This window comes from Pseudochelatococcus sp. (genome assembly GCF_050946405.1).
GTDB lineage: Bacteria > Pseudomonadota > Alphaproteobacteria > Rhizobiales > Beijerinckiaceae > Pseudochelatococcus.
In genome coordinates, this window is record NZ_JBMNUS010000005.1 from 112,149 (window position 1) to 125,928 (window position 13,780).

Below are 13,780 nucleotides of genomic sequence, written 5' to 3' on the forward strand. Positions count from 1 at the left end.
TTTTGTTTCCGGCTTCAGGAGGGCTGGCTTCAGGAGGCGGCGGGCTTCTCGTCGTCGAAAAGGATGGCGTAGGATACCGGATCGTAGAACATCAGCAAGGTCTTGACGAAGCTTTTCTCGTCCACGCCCAGCGCCGCCGCATAGTCCCTGTAGCGGCTTGGCGGAATACGCCCGCGTCCGTTCTCGAGCTGGGATATGAACGTATAGTACTCGAACTTGAGAATGCGCGCCAGTTCCCGCTGGGAAAGGCCCGCCGCCTCCCGTTGCCTCTTGAGCCACTGTCCGACAGCCTGACGAAGCTCGACCGTCTCGCTGTTATGTATGACATTTCTTGTGTTCAGCACGATCAATTCCTTCGATGCTTGAGACCGCCACCCGCAGACTTGTCTATCCCGTAAAACGAAAATCAATTATTTGTATTCAAATGAATATGCTTGATATGAAAAAAGGAATTACAAGTAATTTTTCAAATATATTGATAGTGTCCGCGCCTCTCCCGCACATGTGTATACGTTTGTTAACATCGTCACGTCAATGGGATAAGAGTATGAAAACCGCTTAATGGCCTATTGCCAATCGGTTTGTCTTTCTGTATGCATCGTTTTGCTCCGAGAGGCGCGCTGGTTCGGATATCCTGTCTTTCGACAGAGGCGGGTCTCCGCTCCCCGTTCCTTTAAGCGCGGGTCTGCTTCCGGCCGGGTTCGTTCCCGGCAGGGGGCGGGTCTGCGGGTGGAAGGCTGTTCAGAATTCGGGCGCGAAGACGCCTGCCAGATTCAATGTCGCTGGATTTATGAGGATTTCAGCAATGGCAACGACCAAAGAACTGATTACCCAGCTTTATATCGGTTACTTCAACCGCGCTCCCGATCCCGAGGGTCTGGCCTACTGGATCGAGGACGTGGATGTCCGCGGCCAGTCGATTGAAGCGGTTTCGGGCCTCTTCACCACCTCGCCCGAGGCGATCGCCCTCTACCCCTATCTGGCGTTCCCCACGCTCACCTCGCCGGATGCGTTCCTGACGGCGCTGTATCAGAACCTCTTCAACCGCGCCATCGATCCCGACGGCCTCGCCTACTACAAGGCCAAGCTGGAAGCCGGCGTCGCCACCGGCGACGTGCTGGCCGACATCCTCGCCAACGCCCGCACGAACGAAGGTTCGGAAGACCAGGCGCTCCTCGCCAACAAGACCGAGGTCGGCGTGTACTGGGCGGAGCAGGCCGCTTCCACCCCCGGCTTCTCTTATAACGACGCCGCGCAGAGCTCGGCCAGGAACTCCCTGACGAACGTCACCACCGACGAGGCTTCCGTCGAGGCCGCCAAGGCGCAGTCCGACTCCTTCTTCGAGACGATCGATTCCAACGCGGGCCAGACCTTCACGCTCACGACCGGCATCGACGCCGGTGCGGCGTTCACCGGCGGCGCCGGCAACGACACCTTCTTCGGAACCGAAAACACGCTGACCTCGGGCGATGCGCTCGACGGCGGCGACGGTGTCGACACGCTGCGCTATGCTTCTTCCGGCACCGTTGCCGTCAACGAGGCCGGCTTCACGGCCAAGAGCATCGAGAAGGTCGAGATCACGGCCGATGCCGTCGGCGGCACCAACTTCGACGTGTCCGGCGTGACGGACGTCGAGACCATCACCAACGTCAACAGCTCGGGCGCCCTGAACATCGTCGGCGCGAAGGCCATCGTCGATCTCACGCTCGACGCCGTGTCCGGCGGCGACACGACCATCGCCTACCAGGCAAACGCCGTGTCCGGCGCTGCCGACGTCCAGAACCTGACCCTGCGCGGCGTTCACGACTTCAACAACGGCGCTGCCTCGTCCGTCACCATCAACAACGGCATCGAGACGCTCAACGTCACGACCGCGGACGATCTGTCGCGTCTGGTGGCGATCAACACCAACGCCTCGACGATCAACATCGCCGGCGACCAGAACCTCTCCGTCGCCAATCTGCTGGCGGGCGCCCGCACGATCAATGCCGCCGACTTCACCGGCGATCTGACGATCGCTACCGATTCGGGTAATCTGGCCGTGGCCGTCACCGGCGGCGCCGGCGACGACTTCGTCGATTTCTCGGCCGGCTTCAACGCCGGTGACAGCTTCGACGGCGGCGAGGGCACGGATACCATCGGCCTCACCCAGCAGGTGGCGTCCGGCAACCTCGGCGGCACGCTGGCCAATGTCGAGCAGTTGCAGGTCACGGACCTCGGCAACGGCGCGATCGATCTGGCCAAGTTCGGCGGCATCACCAAGGTCACTTACGCTGCCGGCCTCAACGGCGCGGCCACGCTCAACAACGCGGTCTCCGGCCTCACGGTCGACGTGGCCGAAACCGCCGGCAACGATCTCAGGATCGATCTCGCGACCGACGGCGCCGATGACGAACTCAGCGTCAACTTCAAGATCTCGAACGGCGCCGGCCAGGACGTCGGCACGCTGGACGCCGATGACGCCGAGACGCTCAACGTCGCCGTCACCGACAGCACCGCCAACAAGACCGGCAAGCTGACCATCAACAACCTGCAGGCGCAGGACGCCACGAAGATCGTTCTTTCCGGCGACTCCGCCGTGACGATCGTCGGCACGAACGATCCGGCGACCCCCGTTCTCGCCGCTTTCGACGCCAGCAACCTGACCAAGGGTGTCTCGCTGTCCAACACGGACTTCGCCGCCAGCGGCGCGACGATCACGCTCGGCGCCGGCAATGACGTCTACAACGTCGCGAACGCCAGCGGCGCGGACACCATCACGCTCGGCGAAGGCAAGGACACGGTCGTTTACAGCGACGTGGCCCAGTCCAGCGGCGCCAAGGTCGACACCATCACCGACTTCAAGTCCGGCGAGGACAAGCTCGACCTCTCCGCGCTCACCCTCGGCGGCGGCATCACCAGCGCCAGCCAGTTCGTCGGCAGCTACGCCAACTTCGGCGCGGCGCAGGGCGCCCTGGTCGGCAACAACACCACCAGCGCCACCTTCGACAACAGCACGAACACGCTGTGGGTCGACGTGGATGGCAACGGCACGCTTGACTCGAACGATCTCCAGATCGTCCTCACGGGTGTCACCAACCTGACGGGCGCCGATCTCAGCCTGACCAGCGGCGTGACCTTCACCGCCAACAAGGCCGCCTTCGACACCTCCGTCGCTGCGGACAGCGTGGAGAACAAGGCCGTCACCGTCTTCGCCGACACGATCAACGCGACGGTTGCCCAGCTCGCCGGCGCGACGATCGACGGCGATCGCGGCGATAACGTCCTCAACGTCACCGGCACGAATGCGGCCGGCGAAATCGCCGACCTGACGGCGACGAACACCTTCCAGAACGTTCAGGTGGTCAACCTCGCCGCCAACGTCGAGGGCCTCAAGGTTCAGACCGGCAACCTGACCGACGTCACCAAGATCAACGGTGTCGCCGGGACGACCCAGTCCCTGACCACCGAAGGCGTCGTCGACATCTCCACCAAGACGCTCAGCAACATCGAGACGCTGAATGTCGGTGGCCTTGTCAGCACGACCACCCTGACCGCTGCGCAGCACAATGCCTTCACGACGATCAACGGAACGACCGCTACCGATCATCTCGTGGTGACGACTGCGGCGACGCTGACGGCGGCCGACAGCATTGAGAGCTACACGATCGCTGCGGGTTCCACGCTCACCGTCGGCACGACGGCGAACGGCCTTGCCCGCAACGTGACCGAATCTCAGGCTGCGGCTGGAATCTCGACGCTGGTTCTGGGTGCCGGCGCCTATACCGGCACCTATGCCAACTTCGGTGCGGACGACATCGTGAAGGTCGTCAACGGCACCGACATCAGCGGCATCACCGGTCTGGCCAACAACAGCACCGTCGACTTCCAGAACGCCGATGCCGTGCTGACGGTGAACGACGGCCAGAACGGCGCTCTGGCGTTCACGAACACCAACGGCATCCAGACGGTTGCGGTCACCGGCGCCGCTGACACCTTCAATGTCGCGGACGGCATCGAAAACTACGCTGTGGTCGGCGGTTCCGAAGTCACCGTGACGGCGACCAACACGGCCGTGAATATCTCCGGTGGCAACGCTGGGGGCACCACGGTCAACGTTGGCGGCAACACCGTCACCGGTACGTATGCTCTGAGCGACAACAACGTCAGCGACGCCATCACTGCGACGGACGGCGCCGATATCACCGGTGTCAACGGTGGCGCTGCTACCACCGCCGAGGTGTTGAACCTCTCGGGTGGCCTCACGCTGACGGCCGCCCAGTTGGCTGGCTTCACGAACGTCACGGGTGCCACTGCCAATGACACGATCAATGTCAACAATGCAGCGGGCGTCTTCACGGCTTTCGCCACCATTGAAAACTACAACCTTGTCGGCGGTTCGGATCTGAGCACCGTTACCGGCGGCACGAATGTCACGACGACCAACGTGGCCGGGTCCATCATCGGGGTTAGCGGCAACGTTACCGGCACGTATGCGCTGGCTCATGCCAACGACAAGATCGTCGCGGCCAACGGCACCAATCTGAGCGGCGTCAACGGCGGCGCGGCCACCACGGCCGAGACGCTTGAGTTCGCCAACAACGGTTCCGTCACTGTGACCGCAGCCCAGCGGGCGGCGTTCGCACAGTTCATCGCCACCGGCACCAACACGCTCAACGTCACCACTGTCGATACCCTGTCGGTCGTGGCCGGCATCGAAACCTACGGCCTTGTCGGCGGCTCCGACGTGACCGTGACGGCCGATAACCTGAACGTGAATCTCAATGCCGACAACACGGGAGCTACCACGGTTCGCGTCGGCAACCTCGCCGTTACGGGTGCTTATGCGCTGGCCGGTTTGAACGACCGGATCATCGCGACCGCCGGCGCCGATCTCCGCGGCATCAACAACGGTTTGGCCACGTCGGCCGAGCATCTGAACATCTCGGGCGGTGTCACCCTGACGTCCGCGCAGCTTGATGCCTTCACCTCGCTTACCGGCAGCGTCGGTAACGATACGGTCACGGTCACGGATAGCGCTATTGCGAACTTCGACGTTGCTGTCGGAACCAATATCGAGAACTACTCCCTCATCGGCGGTTCGAGCGTGATCGTGGGCGCCAACGCGGTGAACATCACCACGACCAATGCCGCGGCTTCGCAGATCATCATTGGCGGCAACACCGTCAGCGGCACCTACGCCCTGGGCGGCACCTTTGCGGCTGGCACTCTCGACGTGATCGTCGCAACCGATGGCGCCAACATCGTCGGCATCAACAACGGCGGGGCCAGCACGGCGGAAACGCTCAACCTGACGGGTGGCATCACCCTGACGGACGCCCAGTTGAAAGGCTTCTCGAACATCACCACCGCCAGCTTCAACGGCAATGACCGCATCACCGTGGTCGATGCCGGTGATCACGGCGTGGCCAACAAGGGGGTCGAAAACTGGACGCTGGCCTCCAACGGAAGCGACAAGATCGAGTTCGTGATCGGTGATAATGAGGTCGCTGCTCAAGGTTACAGCCCCGTCACCGTCGACATCAGCGCCGGCGGCTCGGATACGATCGTGATCAATAACGAGGGTATCCAGAACCGCACCAGCAATCACAAGTTTGTGCAGATCACCGGCTTCGAGCAGGCCAATGACAAGCTTTCGATTGAGCTCAACGGAACTGACGTCGTTGACACCAACGTAGCCCTCGTATCCGGAGCTACTGATGGTCAGGTCGTCAACTTCACGAACCAGGGCGTCGTCAGGTTCGAAGACGCAACCGTCGTCGTCGACGATGGTTCGGGTGCCACCAGCTACATGTCTAACGCGTATCTTAGCACTGTCCTGGGCGGCCTTCATGCTACTGTCGGTTCGACCGTAACCGCTATCGTGAATACCGCTGGTGGTCAGGCTGCCATCTATCAGGTCGAGACCACGGTTTACGACACCGTTAACGGTGTCTATGACAGCAATATCGAACTGATCGGTCTCGTCAGCGGTACGGGCGCCACTCAGCTGGATCTTTCCAACTTCATCTGATTTCGCCGGAAAGGGAGTTCGTCCTCGCGGAAAAACTCCCCGCGAAAAGCAAATGGAGCCCCCGGTTTTCGGGGGGCTCTTCTTTTGGGAGGGCCATCGGCACGGCAGCCACAGCGCCCCGCCGCCGGCCGGCTTCCATCTGCTGGAGCGTTTCGACGTTTCATTGAAACATCGAAATTCTCCAACTTATTGACTTAACGTGTTTTCTTCACGCAAACCGGCATCCGCCCTGCTTGAAAACGCTTTGATGGCTACCCGCAAAAACAAAAGCCCCGGATGCTGCGCATCCGGGGCTTTTGTTTTCCAGCAGATGGATCGTCCCGTTGCCGGCGATCAGGGATCGGGCGGCGCGTCAGTCACGTTCTCGCGGAACAGGCCGGTGAGCATGCCGCGCAGGCGCTGGCCGAGCAGGGGATAGGTGTGGGCCTCGCGCCATGTGTCGGCGCGCGCCTGCCGGCGCACGCTGGCCGGGTCATCGGCGTCCAGCCCGTTCACCATCTCTTCCAGCCCGCGCGCGATATCCTCCGGCGACGTGCCGCCAAGCCGGTGGACGGCATCCTCCAGATCGTCGAAAATAGGCAACGGCGTCACCGCCACCGGCCGGCCGGCCGCCATGCCGTAGCGCACCGCGCCGCTGGCCGATTCCGCCGTTTCCTGATAGGCATAGGTGATGACATCGGCCCGCGACAGCAGCGCGAGGCTTTCGCTGTCTTCCAGAAAGGCCGTGTGCAACTCCGTCCACGGCGACAGGCCGAGTTCCTCGATCAGCGTCCGGCATTCGGCGATCAGCGCGCGCGATACCTCCGCCGGATATTCCGCGTTGACGAGAATGAGCCTGAAGTCGCGATTGCGCTGCCGCAGCAGCCCGATGGCGCGGATAAGCTCCGGCAGGCCCTTGTGCGGCAGGAAAAAGCCGTAGGCCGCCACATGCACCGGGTCCTGCGGCCGCCGCGGGCGCGCGGACGGCAGCGCGGTCGGCGCCAGCACGCCATGCGGAAACAGCGTGACGTTGTTGACGAGCCCGCAAGCCTTCAGCCGGTTCATGTCATGCACGGAATGCACCAGAATGCGCTGGCAGCGCGCCAGCGCCGGCACGATCTTTTCGAGCTTGCGCTCGGGCTCATGCGGCGGATCGATGGTCGCATGCAGCGTGACGACGATCTTCCGCCCCTGATCGATCAGCGTGTTCACGAAGCGGCCGAAATATTCGAAATCGTAAAAGGCGTAATTGAACTGGATCACGATGACGTCGAGTTGCAGACGCTCGATCTGACGCAGCAGATCCTGCAATTCGTCCGGTTTGCCCTCGTGCCAGCAGCGCACGATGTTGTCGCCGTCCGTCGCGATGCGTTCCTCGGCATGGGCGGCAAGCACCGTCACCGGCATCGCCAGCACATCGATGAGATGGGCCGAATAGGTGGCGATGCCGCACCGCTTGTTGAACGTGCTGATCCAGCCGACCGAAGGCTCGCGCACCATCGGCCTGCCGGCGACGCGCCGCACGGCGGCGATGTTCCGCGCCGCGACATTGGCCCAGCCATAGCGCTCGCGCAGCGCCTCGCTCTCGGCCGCCGGCAGCCGGTGGCCGCGCCCGCGCGCCCGCGCCTCCTGCATCAGTCGCGCCAGATGGCCGGCGTCCGGCTCCGCCCACACGCTGTTCCACACGTCCAGATGGGTGCTGGCGGGCGCGAAGGTGAAGTCGATGAGGCTGGCGTTTCCCGGCGTGCAAAAATCCATCTGCCCGCTCCAGCCGGTGGCGATCACCGGCAGGTTGCACAGGATCGCCTCCGCCAGCGGCAGGCCGAAACCTTCGGCGCGGCTCGGCGCGACGAGCACGTCGGCCTGCTCGTAGAGGGCCTTGAGCGCGCCGTCCGTCATGTCGTCCATCAGGATGAGGACGGCGGGATAATCGGGATCGGCCGCGCGCCGCGCGGCCAGATCCGCCTCGATGGTGTTGTGCGGGTTGGGGAAGGTCTTGATGACCAGCAGCACGTCGTCGCGCGCGGTGAACGCGCGGCCGTAACTCTCCAGCAGCACATCGGCGCCCTTGCGCGGGAAACACGACGATACGTGCAGAAACACGAAGCCGGCCGCCGGCAGGGTGACGCCGGGTTCCGCAACCACCCGGCTCCAGTGGTCGATGCCGTTGCCGCATACCGAAATCGGCACGGACACGCCGGCATCGATCATGATCTTCTTCACATGCACGGACGTCACCGTCAGCAATTGCAGGCTGTCGTTGAAGTCGCGCGCGTATTCGCCGGGAAAGCCAGTCTCCTCCCAGGCGTAATTGTGCAGCATGTTGAAGCGGCCCGTCATGTCGGCCACGCGCGGCGGATACATGTTGCGGCTCACGACATCGGCCGCGGCGGGCGATTGCGCCTGCGCCGCCTCATGGAACGCCTTCAGATCCTCGTTGCGCGCCAGAAACGCGGCGTCGGGCGCGAAATCACCGCCGCCTTCGGACGACAGCAACGACACCGCAGCGCCTTGCATCGCCAGGCCGCGTGCCAGCTCCCTGTTGACGAGGGCGAGGCTGTAGCTGGAATCGAAGGGCCCTTCCAGCCGCCACGTCAGCGGCCCCTCGTGCGCGGGGAGCGCCGCGCGCAGCAGCGACTCGACCGCCACGCGGTTGCGCATGATGGCGCTCGCGGCCTCGATCAGATCGGCGCCGTCGGGGCCGACCGAGAGGAGGGGAGAGCGCTCCGCCTCGCCGGGGGCGACGAGCGCCTCGATCAACCGGCTCTGGCAGGCGTCGAGCCGCCGCAGCGCCGCCGGCCAGTCGGCGTCGTGCGCCGCCACCGCCGCCATGCCGCGCAACGCCGCGAGCGCGAGGGTGGCGCTGTTGCGCCATGAAAAACGCGCCGCCTGCTCCCGGCCTTGCGCGACGAGCGCGGCGCGGAAGGCGTCGTCGGTGAGCACGGCTTCAAGCTTCCGGGCGATCGCATCGACCGACAGCGGATCGAACAGGGCGTCCGGGTTGCCGACCACCTCCGGCAGGCTGGAAGTGTTGGAGGCGATGACCGGCGTGCCGCATTGCAGAGCCTCCAGCGCCGGCAGGCCGAACCCCTCGTGGCGCGAGGGGAAGACGAACACTTCCGCGAGGTTGTAAAGCCGCACGAGATCGTCGTCGCTGACATAGCCGATGAGCAGCAGGTCGTCGGGATCGAGATGGGCGTCGCGGACGCTGTGCTGCAACTGCTCCACCTCGCCGGGGGGCATGTTGCCGGCGAACACGAGCTGATGGCGCTGCCGCAGCGGCGCGGGCAGCCGGCCGAAGGCGGCGATGAGCCGGCCCAGGTTCTTCCGCGCGTCGGAACCGCCGGTGTAGAAAATGAAGGGCTTCGTCAGCCCCAGCCGGTCGCGGAACGCCTGACGCTCCGCCTGCGTCAGTTCAAGCGGGGCGAACTTGGGCTCGGCCGCTTCCGAGGTGTTGACGATGCGTTCGGGCGCGAATTCCAGCAGCGCCTGCGCTTCGGAGGCGGAGGCGTCGGAAATGGCGAGCAGCCCGGCGCAGCGCCTGAGTTCCTCGATTTTCGACAGATAGTGCGCGCAGAAATCCGGGTTCCTGTCGATGTAGTTTTCCCTGTAGATCAGCGGAATCAGGTCGTGCAGCGTCGCGACGACGGGAACCGCGGACAGGCGGCCGACGCTCGTGACCGAATCGTCGATGTAGCCCTCGAAGAAGCTGGGGCAGAACACGACATCCGGCCGGAAGCCCTCGATCCATGCCTCGCGCAGCATGATCGAGGCATGGTTGCGCCAGCGGTTGGCGGGGTTGCGGTCGTCGGCCCGCGTCATCAGCGTGACGACGTGGATGTTGTCCGGCGGCAGCACGCCGCGAAACAGCCGGCGGATTTCCGGGATGCTGTCGGGAAAGGCGGAGTTGAGCAACAGGTGAATATCGTCGCCGCATGCCTGCTCCCGCGCGACGACCGCCATGGCATGCGCCAGCGCGCCCGTGTAACGGCCTATGCCGCGCAGCCTGCTTTCGGTCTGGCAGCCCTGCATGTCAATCAGGATTCGGGTCATGTTCTGTCGTTCCGCCGGCTGAGCAGCTCTTCGTGAATCTTGCGGGTGCGCGTGGAAAGGTGCCGCCCGGAAACACTCTGGGCGATGGGCTGGTTGACGACCTGCGGCGCGATGTCGTTGCCGCGGTAGATCCAGGCACGGAACCGGTTCGCGGTTTTCGGGTAGCGGTTGGCGAGCCGCCAGGCCCACGCGCGCGCCGCACGGCGCGACAGCAGGGAGCGCAGCAGGAACATGACGCACGCCCTGGGCAGCGCCACGGCGGTCGCACAGGCGTTCTTGCCCGCGCGGCTTGCAAGGCGCAGCGGCGCCGTCACCTTCCATGAGGTGCTGGCGTGCAGGGCGGCGATCTGCGCCCTGTAAGCTTCGTTTTGCCCGGCGAGGCTTGCGAGTTGCTCCGCCAGTTCCGAAAGGCGGCCGGCAAGCGCATCGGCGCGCTCGCCCTGATCGTCCAGCCGCCTTGCGTGCTCTTCGAGCCGTCCGTTCTGTTCTTCCAGCAGGCGCGCGTGCCCGTCGAAGCGTCGCCCCTGCTCGTCGAAGCGATTTCCGTGTTCGTCGACGCGCCTCGCCTGTTCGTCGAGCCGATGCGCCTGCTCGTCGAACCGGCGGGCATGATCCGCCAGCCGCCCGAGGTTTTCTTCCCTGTGCTCCTCGATGCGGCGATAGATGTTTTCGACGTCGCTCAGGCGGTCTTTCAGCCGCGCCTCGTTTTCCTCGAACCGCTCGAAGTGCTCGTGCAGACGAACGGCCACGGCCGCCATGTCGCGCTGGAAAGTTTCGGCCGGCACGAAACCCGCATCGAACCGTTCGCAAAGCGTGTCGAGCGTCAGGCCGAAATCCGTCGCGAAGATCGCGTCGAACTGCGCCAGCCATTCGGGATCGCCGGATTTCTGCGCGATGACGGCATAGTCGGGGCTGACGCCCCGCAACACCTCCAGCAGGCGCACTGTGGGTCTCGTCCTCAGTTCCTCGCTTTCCTGCAAGCGGATCACGCGGCTGCGATGAAAGCCGTAGAAGCGGGGCAGGAACGACAGCAAGCCGGGCGGCAACGGCTTGACGTGCGTCGGATCCATATGGAACGACAGCGTGCCGACCTGGATGTTCTCGGCGTTCGGCGTTTCGAGGATCAGCAGCCCGCCCGGGCGCAGCACGCGCAGCGCCTCGTCGATCAGCGTGCGCAGGACGGGGAAGGGCAGGTGCTCCGCGATGTGAAAGCCGGAAACGATCGCCTGGCTCTCGTCTGCGAGGGATTTCAGGTGAGCGATCGCATCGGCCTGTTCCGCCGACAGGCCGCGCTCGAAGCAATCCAGCAGCATGCCCTCGTCGAGATCGACGCCGTGGGCCTCCATGCCGATCGATTGCATGAACTCCAGCCACTCGCCCCGGCCGCAGCCGAGATCGCACACGCGCCGGGTGCCGGGCGCGGACAGAAAAGGCTCGATGAAGGGCCGGTAAATCTTGAGCCGCTGAAGTATTTCTTCACGGTCGCCGCGAAAATTGGCCTCGAATTCGCGGTAGAAGTGATCGGCGCTCATCGCTGAATATCCACAGTCGGAGGTACCCACGCTATTCCGACGAAAGCCGGATGGCTTGCATTGACGACGCTGAATGTCAATGCCAGATCGCGCCACTCATAGTTGCGCGAGACGTGAGCCGGACCCTGATGCAACGCGACCGCGACCGAGTAGTGACCGGCGCCGAGCGTGGCGTCGAAACGGAACGTGTATGACACTTTTTCGCCGGCGGCGAGATCGCGCTCGACGTGATCGAGATAAAACGTGTTGATGCCGAATACCGGCTGCCCCAGCCGGTCCTTGATCATGTAGCCGACGACCAGTTCCGGGATGCTCCTGTCGACGGCGACCTCCACGCGCAGCGCCGCCGGCTCGCCGACTTTCAGCATCTCGGTGGGATTGCCGTTCCCGTCGAGCAGTTCCACGACGGTTATCCGCGCCTCTCCCGTGCCCGAGAGGGTCTGCACGCGGCCGTCCCGCGCCTGCTGCTGGGTCAGCCGCGAGCCTTCCTTTTCGGCGATGATGGCGTTGTAGAGGTCGAGGACGTTTTCCGGCGGGCCGTCCATCCGCAGGGTGCCGCGGTCGATCAGGATCGCCCGGTTGCACAGCGTGGCCACCGCGCCCCTGTCGTGAGAGACGAGCAGCAATGTCGTGCCCGCCTCGCGGAACTCGCGGATGCGCGCGAAACTCTTGTGCTGGAAGTAGGAATCGCCGACGGACAGCGCCTCGTCGACGATCAGCACCTGCGGGCGGAAGGCGGTGGCCACCGCGAAGGCGAGCCGCACCTGCATGCCGCTGGAATAGACATGCAGCGGCTCGTCGAAATAGTCGCCGATCTCGGCGAAATCCTCGATGCCGTCCATCGCGGCGAGGATCTTTTCCTGCGAGAAGCCCATCAGGCCGGCCGTGTTGAGCACGTTGGCGCGCCCCGTCATCTCGGGGTTGAAACCCATGCCCAGTTCCAGCAGGGCGGCGATCCTGCCCTCGCGGTGAACGGTGCCGCTGGTGGGCTGCATGGTGCCCGCCATAATCTTCAACAGCGTGCTCTTGCCCGCTCCGTTCTGGCCGACGATGCCGACGGCCTCGCCCGCCTCGACCGAGAAGTTGATGTCGTGCAGGATGTGGCGCTCGTCGCGGCTCGCGTCGGGCCGGCCGAACCACGACAGCATGCGCCGCCATTCCGAGCCGTAGGCCCGGAAACTCTTGGAAATGCCTTCGGCACGTAAAACGCTCATAGAACGTCAACCATATCTGCGTTGGCCCGGCGAAACACCATCAGGGAAAAGGCGCACGCGACCGCGGCGATAACGGCCACCGTGACGATGCCGGACAGCGACGGCGGGTTATGAAAGACAATGGCCTCATGGTAGAATGTCACCATCTCGAACATGGGGCCGACATGCAGATAGGCCGCGTATTGCGGCGGAATGACGCTGGCGGGGTAGACGATCGGCGTGAACCAGAACAGCACTTGCAGAACGATGGGTACAGCTTGTTCGATATCCCTGACGAAGACGTTGACGATGCCGAGGAAGATGCCGCAGCCGGCGGCGAACAGCGCGATGATCGGCGCCATCAGGGGAATGTACAGGAACGTCCAGGAGAATTCATGCCCGAGGGGAACGAACAGGGCGATCATCACCACGAACAGGATCATGTTGTTCACAAGAGCGGAACCCACAGCAATCACCGGCAGGGTGATGCGCGGAAAATAGACCTTCTTCATGATGTTCGCGTTGGAGACGAATATCTTGAGACACCGATCGAGCACTTCCGCGAAAAGGTTCCAGGCCAGAAGGCCGGACATCAGGTAGACCGCATAGGCGTATTGGCCTGAAACGCCGGGAAGTTTCGATGAAAGCAGGTTCGACAGGATGAAAGCGTAGATCATGGCCTGCGAAAGCGGTTGCAGGATCAGCCACGCGCTGCCCAGCTTGCTGCGTGCGAGGCGTGTGTAAAAATCGTTCCAGATCGAATTGGCCACGAAATGGCGATATTCCCAAAGATTGCGCAGCATGCCGACCATATGACCCGTTATCTCCATGAACGTCGTCCGTGCAATCGTTCGCAACCGCAGCTCCGGCGACTTCATCGACGTGGCCACTATTACAACACTGTAGCACGCAAAGTGAAGAGCATTTTAGTTGTTCCAGAAGCATCGGAATGCGATAATGCGCGGCGCATGATAGCAAGTGAATAATATACGAATAAAAGTAGAAATTCA

General features: G+C 63.5%; 6 protein-coding genes. 1 reads left to right on the top strand and 5 read right to left on the bottom strand.

Annotation, left to right across the window (positions count from 1 at the left end):
* Positions 1–29: 29 nt before the first annotated feature.
* Complete coding sequence (locus tag ACOYJQ_RS09645) at positions 30–344, bottom strand: helix-turn-helix domain-containing protein (RefSeq protein WP_433457993.1); 315 nt, start codon at positions 342–344, stop codon at positions 30–32.
* A gap of 461 nt (positions 345–805) precedes the next feature.
* Between ACOYJQ_RS09645 and ACOYJQ_RS09650 the strand changes: the two genes are divergently transcribed.
* Positions 806–6,013 (top strand): DUF4214 domain-containing protein, encoded by a 5,208-nt coding sequence (locus tag ACOYJQ_RS09650; protein WP_433457994.1) that lies wholly within the window; start codon positions 806–808, stop codon positions 6,011–6,013.
* 333 nt (positions 6,014–6,346) lie between these two features.
* Here the strand turns inward: ACOYJQ_RS09650 and ACOYJQ_RS09655 are convergent, their stop codons facing one another.
* Genes ACOYJQ_RS09655 through ACOYJQ_RS09670 form a run of 4 tightly spaced genes read right to left on the bottom strand, consistent with a single transcriptional unit; the run spans position 6,347 to position 13,600 of the window.
* A complete protein-coding gene (locus tag ACOYJQ_RS09655) occupies positions 6,347–10,045 on the bottom strand; it encodes a glycosyltransferase (protein WP_433457996.1) in 3,699 nt (1,232 codons plus the stop codon).
* Positions 10,042–11,577, bottom strand: a complete 1,536-nt coding sequence (locus ACOYJQ_RS09660; protein WP_433457998.1) for a methyltransferase domain-containing protein — start codon at positions 11,575–11,577, stop codon at positions 10,042–10,044. Before ACOYJQ_RS09660 ends, ACOYJQ_RS09655 begins: the two co-directional genes overlap by 4 nt.
* The gene (locus ACOYJQ_RS09665) at positions 11,574–12,791 is read right to left on the bottom strand and encodes an ABC transporter ATP-binding protein (RefSeq protein WP_433457999.1); all 1,218 of its coding nucleotides are present in this window, start codon (positions 12,789–12,791) and stop codon (positions 11,574–11,576) included. The genes ACOYJQ_RS09660 and ACOYJQ_RS09665 overlap by 4 nt, the downstream gene beginning before the upstream one ends.
* On the bottom strand, positions 12,788–13,600 hold the full coding sequence (locus ACOYJQ_RS09670) for an ABC transporter permease (protein ID WP_433458001.1): 813 nt from the start codon (positions 13,598–13,600) through the stop codon (positions 12,788–12,790). Before ACOYJQ_RS09670 ends, ACOYJQ_RS09665 begins: the two co-directional genes overlap by 4 nt.
* Between the last annotated feature and the right edge of the window lie 180 nt (positions 13,601–13,780).